19 protein-coding genes are annotated in these 17733 nt (G+C 67.2%); 9 read left to right on the plus strand and 10 right to left on the minus strand.

Going from position 1 to position 17733, the window contains the following annotated elements; translation table 11 throughout:
• Positions 1-115 precede the first annotated feature (115 nt).
• Positions 116-886, plus strand: a complete 771-nt coding sequence (locus AB6806_RS09640) for a sulfite exporter TauE/SafE family protein (protein WP_142021961.1) — start codon at positions 116-118, stop codon at positions 884-886.
• On the opposite strand, the gene AB6806_RS09645 is transcribed toward AB6806_RS09640, so the two are convergent.
• Positions 834-1502 (minus strand): Pr6Pr family membrane protein, encoded by a 669-nt coding sequence (locus AB6806_RS09645; RefSeq protein ID WP_142021962.1) that lies wholly within the window; start codon positions 1500-1502, stop codon positions 834-836. The two genes, AB6806_RS09640 and AB6806_RS09645, sit on opposite strands and share 53 nt — an antisense overlap.
• Positions 1503-1661: 159 nt before the next feature.
• On the opposite strand from AB6806_RS09645, the gene AB6806_RS09650 reads away from it, so the two are divergent.
• Positions 1662-3290, plus strand: coding sequence for an acyl-CoA synthetase (locus tag AB6806_RS09650; RefSeq protein ID WP_112764732.1), 1629 nt, complete (start codon positions 1662-1664; stop codon positions 3288-3290).
• A gap of 42 nt (positions 3291-3332) precedes the next feature.
• On the opposite strand, the gene AB6806_RS09655 is transcribed toward AB6806_RS09650, so the two are convergent.
• From AB6806_RS09655 to AB6806_RS09665, 3 genes are all read right to left on the minus strand, one after another.
• On the minus strand, positions 3333-3845 hold the full coding sequence (locus AB6806_RS09655; RefSeq protein ID WP_248311103.1) for a YidB family protein: 513 nt from the start codon (positions 3843-3845) through the stop codon (positions 3333-3335).
• A 32-nt stretch (positions 3846-3877) separates the two neighbouring features.
• Positions 3878-4138 (minus strand): GlsB/YeaQ/YmgE family stress response membrane protein, encoded by a 261-nt coding sequence (locus AB6806_RS09660; RefSeq protein ID WP_038359681.1) that lies wholly within the window; start codon positions 4136-4138, stop codon positions 3878-3880.
• A 141-nt stretch (positions 4139-4279) separates the two neighbouring features.
• Positions 4280-4468, minus strand: a complete 189-nt coding sequence (locus AB6806_RS09665) for a YdcH family protein (protein WP_038359682.1) — start codon at positions 4466-4468, stop codon at positions 4280-4282.
• 229 nt (positions 4469-4697) lie between these two features.
• On the opposite strand from AB6806_RS09665, the gene AB6806_RS09670 reads away from it, so the two are divergent.
• The 5 genes from AB6806_RS09670 (at position 4698) to AB6806_RS09690 (ending at position 8118) form a co-directional block, all read left to right on the plus strand.
• Positions 4698-4916 (plus strand): YdcH family protein, encoded by a 219-nt coding sequence (locus tag AB6806_RS09670; protein ID WP_038360360.1) that lies wholly within the window; start codon positions 4698-4700, stop codon positions 4914-4916.
• Between the two features lie 100 nt (positions 4917-5016).
• Positions 5017-5517 (plus strand): 5-(carboxyamino)imidazole ribonucleotide mutase, encoded by a 501-nt coding sequence (gene purE / locus AB6806_RS09675; RefSeq protein WP_142021963.1) that lies wholly within the window; start codon positions 5017-5019, stop codon positions 5515-5517.
• Positions 5514-6614: a 5-(carboxyamino)imidazole ribonucleotide synthase gene (locus AB6806_RS09680; protein WP_038359684.1), complete on the plus strand. Its 1101-nt coding sequence runs from the start codon at positions 5514-5516 to the stop codon at positions 6612-6614. Before purE ends, AB6806_RS09680 begins: the two co-directional genes overlap by 4 nt.
• Positions 6615-6781: 167 nt before the next feature.
• Positions 6782-7015, plus strand: a complete 234-nt coding sequence (gene rpsU / locus AB6806_RS09685; RefSeq protein WP_038359685.1) for a 30S ribosomal protein S21 — start codon at positions 6782-6784, stop codon at positions 7013-7015.
• 245 nt (positions 7016-7260) lie between these two features.
• Positions 7261-8118, plus strand: coding sequence for a tetratricopeptide repeat protein (locus AB6806_RS09690; RefSeq protein WP_248312782.1), 858 nt, complete (start codon positions 7261-7263; stop codon positions 8116-8118).
• 56 nt (positions 8119-8174) lie between these two features.
• On the opposite strand, the gene AB6806_RS09695 is transcribed toward AB6806_RS09690, so the two are convergent.
• From AB6806_RS09695 to AB6806_RS09715, 5 genes are all read right to left on the minus strand, one after another.
• Complete coding sequence (locus AB6806_RS09695) at positions 8175-9026, minus strand: alpha/beta hydrolase (RefSeq protein ID WP_370954521.1); 852 nt, start codon at positions 9024-9026, stop codon at positions 8175-8177.
• 129 nt (positions 9027-9155) lie between these two features.
• Complete coding sequence (locus AB6806_RS09700) at positions 9156-10562, minus strand: NAD(P)(+) transhydrogenase (Re/Si-specific) subunit beta (protein ID WP_113254495.1); 1407 nt, start codon at positions 10560-10562, stop codon at positions 9156-9158.
• Between the two features lie 3 nt (positions 10563-10565).
• The gene (locus AB6806_RS09705; protein ID WP_038359688.1) at positions 10566-11000 is read right to left on the minus strand and encodes an NAD(P) transhydrogenase subunit alpha part 2; all 435 of its coding nucleotides are present in this window, start codon (positions 10998-11000) and stop codon (positions 10566-10568) included.
• Positions 11001-11017: 17 nt separating this feature from the next.
• Complete coding sequence (locus AB6806_RS09710) at positions 11018-12157, minus strand: Re/Si-specific NAD(P)(+) transhydrogenase subunit alpha (protein ID WP_113254496.1); 1140 nt, start codon at positions 12155-12157, stop codon at positions 11018-11020.
• 36 nt (positions 12158-12193) lie between these two features.
• Entirely contained in the window at positions 12194-12478 is a 285-nt protein-coding gene (locus AB6806_RS09715; protein WP_038359690.1) for an aa3-type cytochrome c oxidase subunit IV, read from the minus strand.
• Between the two features lie 274 nt (positions 12479-12752).
• Between AB6806_RS09715 and AB6806_RS09720 the strand changes: the two genes are divergently transcribed.
• On the plus strand, positions 12753-12974 hold the full coding sequence (locus AB6806_RS09720; RefSeq protein WP_038359691.1) for a hypothetical protein: 222 nt from the start codon (positions 12753-12755) through the stop codon (positions 12972-12974).
• Between the two features lie 11 nt (positions 12975-12985).
• On the opposite strand, the gene AB6806_RS09725 is transcribed toward AB6806_RS09720, so the two are convergent.
• Positions 12986-14347 (minus strand): ABC1 kinase family protein, encoded by a 1362-nt coding sequence (locus tag AB6806_RS09725; RefSeq protein WP_142021964.1) that lies wholly within the window; start codon positions 14345-14347, stop codon positions 12986-12988.
• 310 nt (positions 14348-14657) lie between these two features.
• Here AB6806_RS09725 and AB6806_RS09730 point away from each other — a divergent pair, with 310 nt between their 5' ends.
• The gene (locus AB6806_RS09730) at positions 14658-17690 is read left to right on the plus strand and encodes an autotransporter family protein (RefSeq protein ID WP_185747951.1); all 3033 of its coding nucleotides are present in this window, start codon (positions 14658-14660) and stop codon (positions 17688-17690) included.
• Positions 17691-17733: the final 43 nt, after the last annotated feature.

Genomic DNA, 17733 nt, shown 5'->3' on the forward strand with positions numbered 1-17733 from the left:
GGGCTGGTTTTGCGCGGAATCCTGCGCACTCCCCTCAGCCAGTGCAAGCGCGCTGCTTTAAGACTTTCGCCCACCCCATTCCGAACCTCTCGGCCCTGCGGCGCAGCATTCCTCCATGCCCTTCGATCTCGTCTTCTTCGCCGCCATGGTGCCGGCCGTCGTCCTGACCGGGCTGGCGAAAGGCGGCTTTTCCGGGATCGGCCTCTTGTCCCTGCCGCTGATGGCGCTGGTCGTCTCGCCGGTGACGGCGGCGGCGATCATGCTGCCGCTGCTGATCGCGCAGGATGTGGTCTCGGTCTGGTCCTACCGGCGCGAATTCGATCGCCGCAATCTGGCGACGCTGGCGCCCGGCGCGCTCCTGGGCATCCTCATGGGTTATCTGCTGGCGGCGAAGGTCTCGGACGCAGCCGTCGTCCTGGCGGTCGGGCTGATCTCGGTCGGCTTCGCGCTGCGCCGCATGCTGAGCGACGGCAAGAAGCCGACTGTCGCGACGCAGGCGAGCTGGGGCGCGGGCAGCTTCTGGGGTTTCTTCTGCGGGTTCACCAGCATGGTCGCCCATGCCGGCGGCCCGCCCTTCCAGATCTACGCCATGCCGCAGAAGCTGCCGCCCGCCGTCTTCGTCGGCACCGGCGCGATCTTCTTCGCCGCGATGAACTGGGTGAAGATCATTCCCTATATCGCGCTCGGGCAGTTCAGCGCCGCAAACCTCATCGCCTCCGCCGCGCTGCTGCCCTTCGCCATCGCCGCGACCTTCGCCGGGGTCTGGCTGGTCCGTCGCGTCCCGGCCGAGCGCTTCTACGGCATCATCTACTGGCTGCTGGTCGTGGTGGGGCTCAAGCTCGTCTTCGATGGGCTCGGCGGTCTGGGTCTGCGCTTGTGGGGGTGAGCGCCCGGCCCCGCGCCAGAAGGCGATCGAGCGCGACGAAGGCGAAACCGACCAGCAGGAACAGCAGCATCATGCCGAGCGCGTTCGCGGCCATCCGGCCATAGCCGAGCCTCGCCACGTCGATGAACGGATAGGGGTAGAAGCCCGAAGCCGCACCACGTGCCAGCACCCAGGCGAGATAGAGCCCGGGATAGGCGAGCCAGCCCAGCGGCATCGCCCAGCGCAGCCTGCCCTTGGCCGCGAAGGCCAGCCAGAAGGCGAGATAGAGCAGCGGCATGGCATAGTGCAACGCCACATCCACCCACCATTGCAGGCCGGTCGGCGCCCATGTGTGGCGCAGGATGACGACATAGATCAGGCCGACAACGGCGATATAGCCGGCTGTCGCCGCCTGCACTGCGGGCCGGCCGAGGATGCCGCGACCGGGAGCGAGCACGGCCTGCGTCAGGACGAGCGCGACCAGCATGTTGGTCAGGATCGTGAAGAAGCTGAAATAACGCAGCACCATCTCGCCGGCAGGCAGCCCCCGCGCGCTGCCGTTGACCGCGCTCAGGTAGAACTGGAGCGCCAGCGCCACCCAGCCGGTCATCCCCGCCAGGGCAGCAAAGACCCGCATCGTCTCTCTCCAGACCGGTTCCATGGCATCGTGGCGAGAAGCCTTCCGCACCGCAAGCCCGCCGCCATCGACGATTGCGCCGCATCGGCAAAAGGGATGGATTACGGTTGAGCCGGCGAGCGGCTAATCCTGCGGCGACACGACGGCGGAAGGCCCAAGATGAAGACCACGCCCTATGACACCGATCTCGACCGCAACCCGGCCAATCACCAGCCGCTGACGCCGCTCACCTTCCTCGAGCGCGCCGCCGCGATCTTCCCCAGCCACACCGCGATCGTCCACGGCCCGCTCGCCCGCTCCTATGCCGAGTTCTATGCTCGCTCCCGCCGCCTCGCCTCGGCGCTGGCGAAACACGGCATCGGCAAGAACGACACGGTCGCAGCGATGCTGCCGAACACGCCCGCCATGCTGGAATGCCATTACGGCGTGCCGATGGCCGGTGCCGTGCTCAACACGCTCAACACCAGGCTCGATGCCGCCATCATCGCCTTCTCGCTCGACCATGGCGAAGCGAAGGTGCTGATCACCGACCGCGAGTTCTCCGGCACGATCCGGGAGGCGCTGGCGCTCTGCAAGGCGAAGCCGCTCGTCATCGACTATGACGACCCGGTCTATGACGGGCCGGGCGAGCGCCTCGGCAGCGTCGACTACGAGGATTTCGTCGCCTCCGGCGATCCGGAATTCGCGTGGCGGATGCCGGACGATGAATGGGACGCGATCGCGCTGAACTACACCTCCGGCACCACCGGCGACCCCAAGGGCGTGGTCTATCACCATCGCGGCGCCAATCTGCTGGCCACCTCCAACGTCATCACCGGCAATCTCGGCCGCCATCCGGTCTATCTCTGGACGCTGCCGATGTTCCACTGCAACGGCTGGTGCTTCCCCTGGACGATCTCGATCGTCGCCGGCACCCATGTCTGCCTGCGCCAGGTCCGGGCCAAGGCGATGTATGACGCGCTCGCCGACCATGGCGTGACCCATCTCTGCGGCGCGCCGATCGTGATGTCGACGCTGCTCAACGCCCCGGAAGAGGAGCGCCGCGACTTCCCGCAGACCGTTTCCTTCTTCACCGCCGCCGCCCCGCCGCCCGAAGCGGTGCTCGCCGGCATGAAGCAGGCCGGCTTCGAGGTCACCCATCTCTACGGGCTGACCGAGTGCTATGGCCCGGCCGTGGTCAATGAGTGGAACGACGACTGGGACACGCTCCCGCCGGCCGAGCAGGCCGCGAAGAAAGCCCGCCAGGGCGTGCGTTATCCCGCATTGGAGGGGCTCGACGTGCTCGATCCCGACACGATGCAGCCCGTCCCGCGCGACGGCCAGACGCTCGGTGAGGTGATGATGCGCGGCAACGTCGTGATGAAGGGCTATTTGAAGAACCCGAGATCGACCGGCGCCGCCTTCGCCGGCGGCTGGTTCCACACCGGCGACCTCGGCGTGCGCTATCCCGACGGCTACATCCAGCTCAAGGACCGCTCCAAGGACATCATCATCTCCGGCGGCGAGAACATCTCCTCGATCGAGGTCGAGGATGCGCTCTACAAGCATCCGGCGGTGCAGGCCGCCGCGGTCGTCGCCCGGCCGGACGAGAAATGGGGCGAGACGCCCTGCGCCTTCATCGAGCTCAAGCCGGGCAAGCCTGCGACCGAGGCGGAGCTGATCGCCTGGTGCAAGCAACATCTGGCCTCGTTCAAATGCCCGAGGACCGTGATCTTCACCGAGATCCCCAAGACCTCGACCGGCAAGATCCAGAAATTCCGCCTGCGCGAAATGGCGCGGGCCCTCTAGCCCGCGCCACTGCCATGGCGATGTCTCTTACGTCCGGAGCGTTCAGCCCCTGGCGCTGCCGAGATTGCCGCCCGGCGTATAGCGATCGACCGCATCGGGCAGGACTTTCGAGAGCCGCGCCAGCAGGTCCTCGCGCGAGAGGCCGGTCTGCTTGGCGATGGCGTCGAGCACCTCCGGTCCCAGCGCCTGCTCGAGATCGCCCGGCGCGACATCCTGGTTGGGACCCGTCCCGACCCAGGAATTGGCCTTGTCGCCCTGCCCGGATTGGTTGAAGCGGTCGACCAGCTCGCCGAGGCCGCTGTTCAGGATCGCTCCGGCGCCGCCAGCGCCGAGCAAGCCGCCCAGGCTACCGAGAAGGCCACCGCCAGCCTGCTGCTGACCGGGCGCGGCACCCGCCTGCCCTGGGGCCGGCGGAGCGGCGCCCTGCCCGCCGCCCATCTTGTTGCTGATCCACTCCGAGATCTGGTCGCGATGCTGGTAGCCCGCGACGGCGAGCAGCCCAAGCAGGGCCGTCATCGACGGAAAACCGCTGCTGGTCCCGTTGTCATTGCTCATGGCAGGAACTCCTTTTCTGGACTCGATCAGGATCAGACAGAACCGCGGCGGCCATTGATCATCGCCCAAACCAACAGGACGATGACGGCGCCGATCACCGCGCCGACCAGCCCTGCCCCCTGCCCCGGCGCATACCAGCCGAGCGATTGACCGAGATAGGTCGCCACGAAGGCGCCGACGATGCCGAGAATTGTTGTCAGAATGAAGCCGGACGGCTCGTTCGAGCCCGGCGTGATGAACTTGGCGATGATCCCGGCGACAAAGCCGATGATGATGGTCCAGATAATGCCCATGCTATCCCTCCCATGTTGAAACGCCACGCTTCAACATGCGACATCCCGGGAAGGTTCCATAGCGCAAAAAAGAACCGGCCCTTTCGGGCCGGTTCAAGTCCGCATCCATGTAACGCCCCGCGGGCGAAGCGAAATTTCGTCTCAGTGCAGGGTTCGCCCCGGCATGGTCAGCCTTACGCGTTCGATCTCATCCTTCAGTTGCAACTTCTTCCGCTTGAGCTCGGCCACGCTGAGGTCGCTGGAGGAAGGGCTCGCCACGGCTCGGGCGATCGCGTCCTCGAGTTGGCGATGCTTGCGCTCGAGTTCGACAAGACGGGTCTGCAACGACATCTGGGATCCTCCTGATGAACAGTTGACGTACCAATCTGACAGAAAGCCGGCTTCACGTCTGCCCTGCACTGTCACACGGCATTCATGAGATTCTGTGATCGACTCCGGCTCCCTTCCCGGAAGCCGTGAATAGAAGGCTCCCGGAGGCTTGGGCAGCGACACGCGCTCTTGCGAGGCGCATCGCGGCGAAGGCATAGTCGCGGCCAAGTGCGGCGATGATGAGATGGCCATGGGATTCGAGCTCAGCCCGGAAGAGGTCGAGACCTTCACCGCGGAGCTGGCGCGGCTGCGCGAGGAGCACCGCGATCTCGACAGCGCCATCGACGCGCTGGAGCGGGTCGGCGCGATCAACCAGATCCAGGTGCAGCGGCTGAAGAAGCGCAAGCTCTACCTGAAGGACCGCATTTCGCAGATCGAGGATGCGTTGACGCCCGACATCATCGCCTGAGCACGGCGATTCGATGGGCGCCAGGCCCGATTCGCCCTTGCTTATCGGGCGCCGGGCGGTCTAGATCGCGCGCTTCCCAAGGCGAAGCCCGAGCGCATCCATGGCCAAGACCAGCCCACCCGTCGCCATCATCATGGGCAGCCAGTCCGACTGGGCGACGATGCGTCATGCTGCCGAAGCGCTCGACGCCCTCGCCATCCCCTATGACGCCCGCATCGTCTCGGCCCATCGCACGCCGGACCGGCTGTTTTCCTTCGCCAAGGGCGCCAAGGCCGAAGGCTTCAAGGTGGTGATCGCCGGTGCCGGCGGCGCCGCCCATCTGCCGGGGATGACCGCCTCGCTGACGCCGCTGCCGGTCTTCGGCGTCCCCGTCGAATCCAAGGCGCTCTCGGGGCAGGACAGCCTGCTCTCCATCGTGCAGATGCCCGCCGGCATCCCGGTCGGCACCCTCGCCATCGGCCGTGCCGGCGCGGTCAATGCCGCGCTCCTGGCGGCCGCCGTGCTCGCACTCTCGGACGAGGCCCTGGCGGAACGTCTCGAGGCCTATCGCGCCCGCCAGAGCGCCGGCATCGCCGAGCGCCCGAATCGGAACGAGGCATGAGCGCGCCTGTTCCGACCGGCCTCGCGCCGGGCGCCATGCTCGGCATCCTCGGCGGCGGCCAGCTCGCCCGGATGATGGCGCTCGCCGCCGCCGATCTCGGCATACGCTGCCATGTCTTCGCGCCGGAGGCGGACAGCCCGGCCTTCGACGTGGCCACCCGCCATACCGTCGCCGATTATGACGACGAGGCGGCCCTCGCCAACTTCGCCGACGCCGTCGACGTCGTGACCTATGAATTCGAGAACGTGCCGGCGGCGACCGCCGCGTTCCTCGCCGCGCGCACGCCGCTGCATCCCGGAGCCCGCGCGCTTGCCGTGACGCAGGACCGGCTGAGCGAGAAGAGCTTCGTCGCCGATCTCGGCCTTGCGGTCGCGCCGTTCCGCGCCGTCGATTCGCTGGCCGATCTCGAGGCCGCCGTCGCCGCGCTCGGCCGCCCCTCGATCCTGAAGACACGCCGCTTCGGCTATGACGGCAAGGGGCAGGTCAAGATCGCTCCCGGCACCGACCTCGCCGAGGCCTATGAGGCGATCGGCCGCTTTCCCGCGATCCTCGAAGGTTTCGTGCCCTTCGAGCGCGAGGTCTCGGTCGTCGCCGCTCGCGGGCTCGATGGCGCCTTTGCTGCCTTCGACGTCTGCGAGAACGAGCATCGCGACCATATCCTCGCCTTCACCCGCGTGCCGGCGAAGCTCGGCAGGACAGCCTCCGACGCCGCCATCGATGCGGCGCGTCGGATCGGCGAGGCGCTCGGCTATGTCGGCGTCTTCGCCGTCGAGATGTTCGTGCTGGAGGATGGCGGCACCGAGCGCGTCATCGTCAACGAAATCGCCCCGCGCGTGCATAATTCCGGGCATTGGACCAGCGAGGGCGCCGAGACCTCGCAGTTCCATCAGCATGTCCGCGCCGTCTGCGGCTTTCCGCTCGGCTCCGCCGCGCTGCGCGGCCGCGTCGAGATGGAGAACCTGATCGGCGACGCCGCTTTGCGCTGGCGCGAGATCCTCGCCGAGCCCGGCGCGCATCTGCATCTCTACGGCAAGCGCGACGCTCGTCCGGGCCGCAAGATGGGCCATGTCACCCGGGTTTTGTCCGAGCGCGGCTGAGCGCTCGCCCCGATCCGGCGAAAAAGCGTGCCACGGCTGCATTTTCGCGGCATCGCGCCGTGGACAGCCAAATCGAATTCTGTTATCCGCACGAACCTTCGAGCGATCCGCATGCGGCATCGCCGGCCCGTATTTTTGGATCAACCCGCTAAGGACGGACGTTTCACGTGCAGGTTCTCGTTCGCGACAACAATGTCGACCAGGCTCTCCGCGCCCTCAAGAAGAAGATGCAGCGCGAGGGCATTTTCCGCGAGATGAAGCTCCGCGGCCATTACGAGAAGCCTTCCGAGAAGAAGGCGCGCGAGAAGGCCGAGGCCGTCCGCCGCGCCCGCAAGCTGGTCCGCAAGAAGCTGCAGCGCGAAGGCCTCCTGCCCGCGCCGGTGAAGCCGAAGCGCCCCTGAGCCTGGCCAAGCCGCCTTGTGCGGCGCTGGGCGGGTCCGAGAATGACAGGCGCCTGGAGTCCGCTCCGGGCGCTCTTGTTTTTGCCGGAGTTAACCAAGTTTTGGCGGGTTTGGGGCGTCTTGTCTGACGAGGCGCTGTTCGGCTGGGGAGCGCGATCACGCCGCAAGGAGCCTGGGCTTGAGGCTTGGGACTCAGCGGCAGACGAAGCACGAGACCGATGAGGCCGAGATCGATGAGGCGAAGCATGATCCGAGGCAGTTATTGGCTGGCGGCCGCTGGCATGGCGGTGGCTCTGGCCGGATGCGACAGCGTATCCGGTCTCTCCTCCCAGCCAGCCGTGGCCGTGCTCGACACCAGCGACAACGCTGATGCCAGCGTCAATATCGGCTCGCTGAGCGAGGTCATCAGCCGCAACCAGAACGATCCCGGCGCCTACAACACCCGCGGCGCCGCCTATGCCCGCATCGGCCGCTTCTCGGACGCGATCGGCGATTTCACCAAGGCGGTCCAGCTCGATCCGAACCTCGCCTCGGCTTATACGAATCGCGGCCTGGCCCTGCGCCAGAGCGGTCGCAACGATGCGGCCATGGCCGATTTCAACAAGGCCACCACCGTCAACCCCAATTACGGTCCGGCCTATGTCGCCCGGGCCAATCTGCTGCGCCAGCAAGGCAACCTGCAGCAGGCGCTCAGCGACCTCAACACCGCGATCCGGCTGAACCCGGAATCGCCCGAAGCCTTCCATTCGCGCGGCCTCGTCTATCAGAAGGAAGGCCAGCACCAGCACGCCGTCACCGATTTCGACTCGGTGATCGACCGCAACCCCTACACCGCCCCGCCCTATGTCGCGCGCGGCCAGAGCCTGAACGCGCTGGGCAAATACGATGCCGCGCTGGAGGACTTCACCGCAGCCCTCAATGTCGACAACCGCAACGCCGATGCCTGGGCCGGCCGTGGCTTCGCCCAGGAGAAGCTCGGCCAGAGATCCGAAGCCCAGCAGGCTTATCAGCGCGCGCTCAGCCTAGACGGCAACAATGCCCAGGCCCGCGCCGGCCAGTCCCGCCTCGGCGGCGGTGGCGGCGGCGGTCTCTTCAGGAGCTGAGCGCGGGCGAAGCGCTGTGAAGATCGAGGCCGCCGGATCGGATCCGGCGGCCTTTGTCATGGTACGGTCCGGACCTGCGCTCCGCTGAACTGCCCCTGCGCGACATCCGCCAGAAAGCGCCGCACTTCCGGGATCGCGCCATGGTCCGGCAGGTCCGCATGCCGGCCCTCCGGGAAGCGCAGGAAGCGCTTGGGCGGCTTGGCGAGATCGTAGAGCGCCTGCCCCTGGGCGATGGGAATGACGCCGTCGCGCTCGCCATGCATGACCAGCAGCGGTGCGTTGATCTCCTCGATGACCGTGTCCGAGCGGAAAGGGTCTCGCATGAAGGGACCGAGCGGCAGATAGGGATAGCGCGCCTCGGCCACCGCCAGCGCCGAAAGATAGGGTGCCTCCAGCACCACCGCCTTGAGCGGCCTCTCGGCCGCGAGCTTCAGCACCACGCCGGTTCCCAGCGACTCGCCATAGCCTATCAGCCGGTCGGCCCCGTAGCGCTGCGCCGCCGCCGCATAGGCGGCCCGGGCATCCTGCTGCAGGCCTTCCTCGCTCGGGCTGCCGGTCGAGCCGCCATAGCCGCGATAGCTGATCGCGAAAAGACCGGTCCCGTCCGCGGTCAGCGCCCTCAGCCTCTCTGCACGGCCCCGCCCGCCGAGATTGCCGGCATTGCCCTGGAAATAGAGCAGCACCGGCTTGTCGCCCCGCGGCGCCACCGCCCAGGCGACGAGCCGCTCGCCATCGGCGGTCGTCACCGACACCTCCTCGGCCGCCGGAAGTCCCGCCGAGGCGATATCCGCCTTCGCCGGATTGAGCGGAAAGACCAGGTCGCGCTGGTAGGCATAAAGCAGGCCGAGCGTGGCGAGATAGGCCGCCAGCGCCAGCAGCAGCACAATCCTGGTCAGGCGCAGAAGCATCGGGCGGGGGATCCGGAAAGCAAAGGGGCCGGCGATCAAGCCGGCCCATTGCAGCATTCCGATGACGGCGCGCGGGTTTGGTCTCGAACAGCCCTCATCGCAAAAGCGGCGCCCGCTTTTGCGGGTCCTTCAGTGCGCCAGCGCCTTGACGATCTCGTCGGTGACCTTCTTGGCGTCGCCGAACAGCATCATGGTGTTGGGCTTGAAGAACAGCTCGTTCTCGACGCCCGCATAGCCGGAGCCCATGCCGCGCTTGATGAACAGCACCGTCTTGGCCTTCTCGACGTCGAGGATCGGCATGCCGTAGATCGGCGATTGCGGATCGGTCTTCGCCGCCGGGTTGGTGACGTCGTTGGCGCCGATGACGAAGGCGACGTCGGCTTGGCCGAATTCCGAGTTGATGTCCTCAAGCTCGAAGACCTCGTCATAGGGCACGTTGGCCTCGGCCAGCAGCACGTTCATATGGCCGGGCATGCGGCCCGCAACCGGATGGATCGCGTATTTGACCTCGACGCCTTCCTTCTTGAGCGTGTCCGCCATCTCGCGCAGAGCGTGTTGCGCCTGCGCCACCGCCATGCCGTAGCCCGGCACGATGATGACCTTGGCGGCGTTCTTCATGATGTAGGCGGCATCGTCCGGCGAGCCCTGCTTCACCGGCCGCGCCTCGACCGCCCCGGCCGCGCCGGCGGCAGCCGTCTCGCCGCCGAAGCCGCCGAGGATCACCGAGATGAAGGAGCGGTTCATGCCCTTGCACATGATGTAGGACAGGATCGCGCCGGAGGAGCCAACCAGTGCGCCGGTGATGATCAGCGCCATGTTGCCGAGCGTGAAGCCGATGCCGGCGGCGGCCCAGCCGGAATAGGAGTTCAGCATGGACACGACGACCGGCATGTCCGCGCCGCCGATCGGCACGATCAGCAGCACGCCGAGCACCAGCGAAACCAGCACGATCAGCCAGAAGACGCCGTGGCTCTCGGTCTTGATGAAGATCGCCAGTAGGACGACGAGCGCGATGGCGAGGCCGATATTGATGCCATGGCGCTGCGGCAGCATGATCGGCTTGCCGCTCATGCGCCCGTCGAGCTTGAGGAAGGCGATGATCGAGCCGGTGAAGGTGACCGCGCCGATCGCGACGCCGAGCGCCATCTCGAACAGGCTCGCGCCGTGGATCGAGCCGACATGGCCGATGCCGAAGGCCTCCGGCGCATAGAGCGCGGCCGCCGCCACCAGCACGGCTGCGAGGCCGACCAGCGAGTGGAAGAAGGCGACGAGCTGCGGCATCTGCGTCATCTGCACGCGCTTGGCCATGAAGGCGCCGATGCCGCCGCCGATGGCGATGCCGAGGATGACGAGCAGCCAGCCCGAGAAGCCCGACGGCGGGAAGAACACCACCGTCGTCAGGATGGCGAGCCCCATGCCGATCATGCCGTAGCGGTTGCCCTGGCGGGAGCTGGTCGGATGCGACAGGCCCCGCAGGGCCATGATGAACAGGACGCCGGAAACGACGTAGAGCAGGGCTGAGAGGTTGGCGGCCATGCGTCAGCCCTTCTTCTTGTACATCGCGAGCATGCGCTCGGTGACGAGGAAGCCGCCGAAGATGTTCACCGAGGCGAGCACGAGGGCGACGAAGCCGAAGATCTTGGCCCAGATCGGCCCGTCGCCGAGCGCCGGAAGAGCCTCGACGCCGACGGCGAGCAGCGCGCCGACGACGATGACCGAGGAGATCGCGTTGGTGACGGACATCAGCGGCGTGTGCAGCGCCGGCGTCACCGACCAGACGACGTAGTAGCCGACGAAGACGGCGAGCACGAAGATGGCGAGGCGGAAGATCGTCGGATCGACGCCGCCGGTGGCGATGCTGGCCGCCGCCGCCGCCTGGTCGGCATAGCGCTCGGCGAGCTCGGCCGCCTGCCTGGCCAGCGCCGCGGCGTTGCGGGCGCTTTCGATGGCCTGTTCGGGAGAGGGATTTGCCATGGTCGGAATTCCTTCGCTCAGGCCTTCGGCGCGAAATTCGGATGGATGACGGCGCCGTCCTTCGTCAGGGCGGTCGCCTTCACCAGCTCGTCGTCCCAGTTCACTGCGAGCTTCTTCTCGGCCTTGTCGATCAGCGTCTCGACGAAGGCGTAGAGGTTCTTGGCGTAGAGCGCCGAAGAGGTTGCGGCGAGCCGGCCCGGCACGTTGAGATGGCCGACGATCTTGACGCCGTTCGGCGTGACAACGACTTCGCCGGGCTTGGCCAGCTCGCAATTGCCGCCGCGCTCGACGGCGAGATCGACGATGACGGAGCCGGGCTTCATGCTCTCGACCATCGCCGCCGAGATCAGCTTCGGCGCCGGGCGGCCCGGGATCAGCGCGGTGGTGATGACGATGTCCTGCTTGGCGATGTGGCTGGCGGTCAGTTCCGCCTGCTTGGCCTGGTATTCCTTGGACATCTCCTTGGCGTAGCCGCCGGCCGTCTGCGCCTGCTTGAACTCCTCGTCCTCGACGGCGAGGAACTTGGCGCCGAGCGACTCGACCTGCTCCTTGGTCGCGGGGCGCACATCGGTCGCGGTCACGATGGCGCCAAGGCGCCGCGCCGTCGCGATCGCCTGCAGGCCGGCGACGCCGACGCCCATCACGAAGATCTTCGCGGCCGGCACGGTGCCCGCCGCCGTCATCATCATCGGCAGCGCCCGGCCGTATTCGGCAGCGCCGTCGATCACGGCGCGGTAGCCAGCGAGGTTGGCCTGCGACGACAGCACGTCCATCACCTGCGCGCGAGTGATGCGCGGCATGAACTCCATGGCGAAGGCGGCGACATTGGCCTTGGCCAGCGCCTCGACCTGTGCCTCGTTGCCGTAAGGGTCCATCGTCGCGATGACGAGCGCGCCCGCCGGCAGCCCGGCGATCTCGCTTTCGCCCGGACGACGCACCTTCAGCACGATATTCGCCCCGGCAAGCGCCTCCGCCGCCGTCTTCGCAATCGTCGCGCCCGCCGCCTCGTAATCGGCATCGAGGATGCCGGAGGCTTTGCCGGCGCCGGTCTCGACGACGATCTCGGCGCCGAGGCCCTTGAACTTGCGGACGGTTTCCGGCGTCGCGGCGACGCGGGTCTCCGCCCCTTGCGTTTCGGCTGGGACAGCAATGCGCATGGCGGGGCAGGCCTTTCCGGCGTTACGGGAAGCGGATCAGTAGAGGAGCAGCGCGAGCAGCATCAGCACGAGCGCCACGAGCGGCGCGCGCCAGGAGATCTTCTCCGACGCGATGCCGACGCCGGTTCCGATCACCGTGAGGAGCGTGCCAACAAGAGCGGTGCCCCAGGCGTGCTTGGTGCCGCCGACCGCGAGCACCGCGACGATGGCGAGGCAGGCCACCGTGCCGACTTCGGCCATGTGCACGAAGCCGCCATAAGTGCGCTCATGCTCGGGATAGTCCATCGCGGGAATGTCGGCGTGATGGGCGTGGTCGGCCATGGTCTCGATCCTGAAAAAGACACAGTCTCTCTAGCCTGTAGCGCACCCGCGACGGACGGGCAACGCGGCAGCGTCGCGCGCCGGTGAAATGAACAGCGCCCTCGCGGCCTTCTGTCCAGTTTCGGTGAAAATACGAAATTTAAATCGATTTAACAACGCCAACCATGCGCAATTTACAACCTGCGTGCGACCGCGATTAACGCCATTTCGGCGACGGCGAGGACGACTCCTCCGGATTCGGCTAAATTCTCGCAATCGAAGGGAGGCGCTTTTCGTGGACGACCCGCGCAAGGATACCGAAGGGGATGATCCCTTCGCGCTCGACCCTGCCCTGCGCGAGAGGGCCAGGCGCTGGTTCGCCGAGGCGCGCGAGCAGACCAAGCGCGACGAGGAGGACATCGCGGCCTGGCGCCGCACCTCCGGCGGCGGTGACGGAGGAAGCGGAGGCTTCGGCGACGACAGCGGCGGCGGCGATTGCGGCGGTGGTGGCGACTGAGCCGCGCGAGCCTAGGGTTTCAACCCGACCTCGACCAACGCCGCGTGCTGCCGCTGCGCGACGCCCTCCACCGTGAACCCCTCGATCTCCGCCTCGAACAGCTGGTGGAAATTCAATTCGGCATCGAGATGCAGGAAGACGCCGCCGAGCCCGATCGCGGCCCGGTCCATGAAGACGAATTCGCGCGGCACCGTCACCGGCCCGCGCTTCTTCAGCGCCTGGTGCACCTGGAAGGCCTGCTTGCGACCGTATTCGGCAGGGCTGACATCCTCCGCGATGCGCCTGACGCGGTCCTCCAGCAACGGCCCATAGATGAAGCGCGCCCAGATGTTGAGCGTGTCGACCAGCTCCTTGGTCAGCCCCTTGAAGCCCCAGGTCTCATAGGCATGGACGACGCGGGCATCGTCACCCTGCTGCAGGCCGCGATAGAGGTCGACCACGCCACCGACGAATGAAGGCGGGAAGATGCGGATGCAGCCATAGTCGAGCAGGTTGATGCCCTGCGGCTCGCCGCCCTCCGAGAACACCGTGTAGTTCCCGAGATGCGGGTCGCCATGGATGACGCCGTGATGGCTGAAGGGCCGCCACCAGGCCTTGAACATCGCGGTCGAGATGCGGTCGCGCACCGCCTGCCCGTCCTGCTTGTGCGAGAGGATCGGACTGCCGTCGAGCCAGTGCATGGTCAGCAGCCGCCGGGTCGAGAGCGCCGGCTCCAGAGCCGGCACGCGCACTTGCGGCGTCTCCGCCAGGATCGCCTGATAGAGCGCGACATGCCTGGCTTCGCGCTTGTAATCGAGCTCCTCGCGGACGCGGGCGCCGATCTCCTTGGCGATCTCGCTGGTGTCGATCACCGCGCCCATGCGCCGGTGCAGCGAGAACAGCACCTCGAGCTGGGCGATATCGGCCTCCACCGCCGATTCCATGTCGGGATATTGCAGCTTGCAGGCGAGCGGAGTGCCTTCCAGCGTCGTCGCGCGATGCACCTGCCCCAGTGAAGCGGCCGCCGCCGGCTTCAGGTCGAATTCGCCGAAGCGCTCGCGCCAATTGGCGCCGAGCTCGGCCATCATCCGGCGCTTGACGAAGGCTGCGCCCATCGGCGGCGCCTGCGACTGCAGCTTCTGCAGCTCGGCGGCATATTCCGGCGGCACCACGTCGGGAATGGTGGCGACGAGCTGCGCCACCTTCATGATCGGGCCCTTCAGCCCGCCCAGCGCCTTGGCCAGCGCCTCGGCATTGGAGGCGTCGCGCCCCTCGACGCCGAACAGCCTGGCGCCCGCGATCCGCGCCGCCACCCCGCCGACATTCGCGCCCACCCGGGCATAGCGTGCCGCGCGGGCGGAGAATCGGTTGGCTTCGCTATCGCGTTCGGACATCGGTCTCTCGGGTTCGCCTCGATCCACAACAGCCATCTAGGGATCGCCACCGCCGCGACCAAGCCCACCACGCCTTTTAACTTTTTGGAGACGGTTGCCACCGAAGCACGACGCTGATGCTCGCGCTTTGGTTGCTTGCGAGCGATTCGCACTGCATCTTGCGTGCAGGATCAGCAGATGTGAGGCGAGCATGCGGCGATGCTCTGGCACCGAACGGTCTGGACAAGTCCAGACGCGTGATGCGCGGCTGAGAAAGCGGCGTTTCCGGCTTCCGTTCTTGGAAAGCAGCCCCATCGCACTGGCGGCCGGCATGAGCAGCCTCCTCGCGGCGCTGCCTGTTCAGGCGCAATGCTTGCCGGACCCACCCGGCGCGGGCGCGACGGTCACCTGTTCGGGCACCGACCCTGACGGATTCGCGGCGCCTGCAGGCGTGCCGGTCATCGTTAACGTCAACCCCGGAGCGACGATCCAGCAGGCCCCGAGCGGCCAGGCGCTGACATTCGGGACCAACACGTTCGGGAACACGCTGAACAACAACGGCTCCATCGTCGCGACGGGCAATGGCGCGGGAGCTTTCACCGGCCTGAGCTTTTCGTCGGGGACCGGCGCGGGAAGCAATCTCTTCAATAATTGGGGCACGATATCCGCGACGAACACCGGAGCAGGTGCCGCGACCGGCATCGCGATCCTGCAGGGCAATGCGGCCTCGACGATCCGGATCGTCAACAATGCCGGCGCCACGATCGCCGGCACGGCGGCAGGCGGCGCTGGCGCGGGCATCAGCCAGACCTTCGCGGCGGGCGCCGCGGCGCGGGCGCTGGTGATCGACAACAGCGGCATCATCCAGGGAACGACCGACGGCATCGCAGCCGGCACAGGCGCCGCCGGCGCGGCACAGACCATCGCCATCACCAACGGCGTCGGCGGCAGCGCCGCCCAGATCAATGGCGGCACGGGAGCCGCGCTCAACTTCGCCGGGAACGGTGTCTACACCGTCACCAATCTGGCCAGCGGAACCATCAACGGCGCGATCCTCAGCTCTGGCAATGACAGGCTCACGATCGACAACGCCGGAACCATCAACGGCAATGTCAGCCAGGGCAACAATAACGACACCTTCATCATGCGCGGCGGCACCCTGAACGGGAATCTCGACCAGGGCAGCGGCCTTGGCGACGGCGTCGACACCTTCATCATGACCGGCGGCACGATCAACGGCTCGGTCGATCAGGGCGGCGAGCTCGACTTCGCGACGATTTCCGGCGGCGTCATCACGGGTGGCCTGAACGAGGGTGACTTCGTGACGATCACCGGCGGCCAGATCGGCTCGATCAACATGACGCTCGCCAACAACGTCGTGACCATGTCGGGCGGCACGGTCGTCGGCAACATCCTGGCCGCGCAGAACAACGACACGCTCAACCTCTCGGGCGGCTCGATCGGCGGCTTCGTCAATTTCGGCAATGGCGACAACGTCTTCAACGTCAGCGGCGGTACCGTCGCCGGCGCGCTCATCAGCGGCAACGGCAGGGACATCGTCAACTGGAACGGCGGCGGCGTGCTGTCCTCGGGCTTCCAGCTCGGCGCCGGCAACGACACCGCCATCTTCACCAACCTGACGGACGCCAATCTGGTGCCGACGGCCGTGATCGACGGCGGCACCGGGACCGACCGTCTGACCTGGGTGAACACAAGCGCCACAGGCGTCGCCCGCTTCATCAACTGGGAGCTGATCGAGCTGACGAACAACTCCCGCCTGACCTTCGCCAGCACGCTCACGCTCGGCGACGCGGGCACGGGAACCGGAACGCTGACGGTGGATGCGACCAGCACGGTCTTCGCCGGCAATGGCAGCCACGCCATCGTGCCGTTCACGGCCGGGCAGCTCGCGACCGTGACCAATGCCGGCCTGATCGATCTCACCAACGGGCCCGCAGCGGCGACGGACAGCCTCACCATCCTCGGCAACTATACGGGCCAGAACGGCAGGCTCAGCCTTCAGACCGTCCTTGGCGACAGCGCCTCCCCCTCCGACCGGCTGATCATCTCCAACGGCACGGCCAATGGGAGCACGGCCATTGGCGTCGTCAATCTGGGCGGCCCTGGCGCCCCGACGCTCGGCAACGGCATCGAGGTCGTCAGCGCCGTCAACGGCGCGACCACCGCAGGAGCCTTCACGCAAGCGGGGCCGATCGCCGCCGGCGCCTTCGAATATCTGCTGTATCATGGCGGCGTGACGCCGGGCAGCGAGCAGAACTGGTATCTGCGCTCGACTGCCCCTCCCGCGGCGCCTGCAACACCTACTCCTCCCGGGGTGCCTGAACCGCCTGTACCGCAGCAGGCGCCCGGCATGCCCGCCGTCGCGCCGGCCCCGGCAGGTGCGACGGTCCCGCTCTATCGGCCCGAGGTCGCCGCCAACACGCTGACGCCATCCACGGCCCGCATGGTCGCGCTGAGCACGCTCGGCACCTTCCACCAGCGCCGGGGCGACCAGTATCTGCTGAACCGCGGCGAGCAGAGCTCAGCCGCCTGGGGCCGCATCTTCGGCGAGCATCGCGAACAGAGCCAGTCCGGCACCGTCAGCCCGGAGTTCAAGGGCAATATCGTCGGGCTCCAGACCGGTCTCGATCTCTACGGCATCGACAGGCCGGACGGGCATCGCGACCGCTTCGGCCTGTTCTTCGGCTACGGCCGGGCCGAAGGCGACACCCGCGGCTTCGCGCTCGGGCAGCTCCGCGCGCGGGCCGGCAAGCTCTCGCTCAACAGCTACAGCCTCGGCGGCTACTGGACCCATATCGGCCCAAGCGGCTGGTATGTCGACGCGGTCGCGATGCATAGCTGGCTCGACGGCAATCCGCGCTCGGACCGCGGCCTGAAGGCGGATGCGACGGGCTCGGTCCTCACCGGGTCGATCGAGGGCGGCTATCCGATCGCGCTCGGCGCCGGCCTCGTGCTGGAGCCGCAGGCACAGCTCGTCTGGCAGCGGTCGATGCTCGACCGGGCGAACGACCTGTTCTCATCGATCGACCACCGCGATGCGAATGTCGTCTCCGGCCGCATCGGCGCGCGCCTGCAGGGCAGTTTCGCCTGGGGGGCGATTCCGGTGCGGCCCTATCTCACCGTCGATCTCTGGCATACCTTCGACGGCAACGACAAAACCCTGTTCGACGCCAATCTGATCACCACGCGCTACGGCGCGACGGCTGTCGAGATCGGCGGCGGCGTCGCCGCGGAGGTCGCAAGCAATGTCAGCCTCTTTGCCAAGGCGAGCTATCTGACGAACGCCTCCTCCGAGCGCAGCCGTGGCGTCTCGGGCAATGTCGGGCTCCAGGTGACCTGGTAATCCTTCGCGGCCCGGGGGCCGCCGCAGGGTCGACGATCCCTTA

The sequence above is a fragment of the Allobosea sp. RCC_152_1 genome (genome assembly GCF_041360765.1).
Classification (GTDB): Bacteria; Pseudomonadota; Alphaproteobacteria; order Rhizobiales; family Beijerinckiaceae; genus Allobosea; species Allobosea spartocytisi.

What these genes read in the sequence shown, in the direction of transcription:
- AB6806_RS09640 (WP_142021961.1), top strand. Translation starts at nt 116, where the DNA reads ATGCCCTTCGATCTCGTCTTCTTCGCCGCCATGGTGCCGGCCGTCGTC.
- AB6806_RS09645 (WP_142021962.1), bottom strand. Translation starts at nt 1,502, where the DNA reads ATGCGGGTCTTTGCTGCCCTGGCGGGGATGACCGGCTGGGTGGCGCTG.
- AB6806_RS09650 (WP_112764732.1), top strand. Translation starts at nt 1,662, where the DNA reads ATGAAGACCACGCCCTATGACACCGATCTCGACCGCAACCCGGCCAAT.
- AB6806_RS09655 (WP_248311103.1), bottom strand. Translation starts at nt 3,845, where the DNA reads ATGAGCAATGACAACGGGACCAGCAGCGGTTTTCCGTCGATGACGGCC.
- AB6806_RS09660 (WP_038359681.1), bottom strand. Translation starts at nt 4,138, where the DNA reads ATGGGCATTATCTGGACCATCATCATCGGCTTTGTCGCCGGGATCATC.
- AB6806_RS09665 (WP_038359682.1), bottom strand. Translation starts at nt 4,468, where the DNA reads ATGTCGTTGCAGACCCGTCTTGTCGAACTCGAGCGCAAGCATCGCCAA.
- AB6806_RS09670 (WP_038360360.1), top strand. Translation starts at nt 4,698, where the DNA reads ATGGGATTCGAGCTCAGCCCGGAAGAGGTCGAGACCTTCACCGCGGAG.
- purE (WP_142021963.1), top strand. Translation starts at nt 5,017, where the DNA reads ATGGCCAAGACCAGCCCACCCGTCGCCATCATCATGGGCAGCCAGTCC.
- AB6806_RS09680 (WP_038359684.1), top strand. Translation starts at nt 5,514, where the DNA reads ATGAGCGCGCCTGTTCCGACCGGCCTCGCGCCGGGCGCCATGCTCGGC.
- AB6806_RS09690 (WP_248312782.1), top strand. Translation starts at nt 7,261, where the DNA reads ATGATCCGAGGCAGTTATTGGCTGGCGGCCGCTGGCATGGCGGTGGCT.
- AB6806_RS09695 (WP_370954521.1), bottom strand. Translation starts at nt 9,026, where the DNA reads ATGCTTCTGCGCCTGACCAGGATTGTGCTGCTGCTGGCGCTGGCGGCC.
- AB6806_RS09700 (WP_113254495.1), bottom strand. Translation starts at nt 10,562, where the DNA reads ATGGCCGCCAACCTCTCAGCCCTGCTCTACGTCGTTTCCGGCGTCCTG.
- AB6806_RS09705 (WP_038359688.1), bottom strand. Translation starts at nt 11,000, where the DNA reads ATGGCAAATCCCTCTCCCGAACAGGCCATCGAAAGCGCCCGCAACGCC.
- AB6806_RS09710 (WP_113254496.1), bottom strand. Translation starts at nt 12,157, where the DNA reads ATGCGCATTGCTGTCCCAGCCGAAACGCAAGGGGCGGAGACCCGCGTC.
- AB6806_RS09715 (WP_038359690.1), bottom strand. Translation starts at nt 12,478, where the DNA reads ATGGCCGACCACGCCCATCACGCCGACATTCCCGCGATGGACTATCCC.
- AB6806_RS09725 (WP_142021964.1), bottom strand. Translation starts at nt 14,347, where the DNA reads ATGTCCGAACGCGATAGCGAAGCCAACCGATTCTCCGCCCGCGCGGCA.
- AB6806_RS09730 (WP_185747951.1), top strand. Translation starts at nt 14,658, where the DNA reads ATGAGCAGCCTCCTCGCGGCGCTGCCTGTTCAGGCGCAATGCTTGCCG.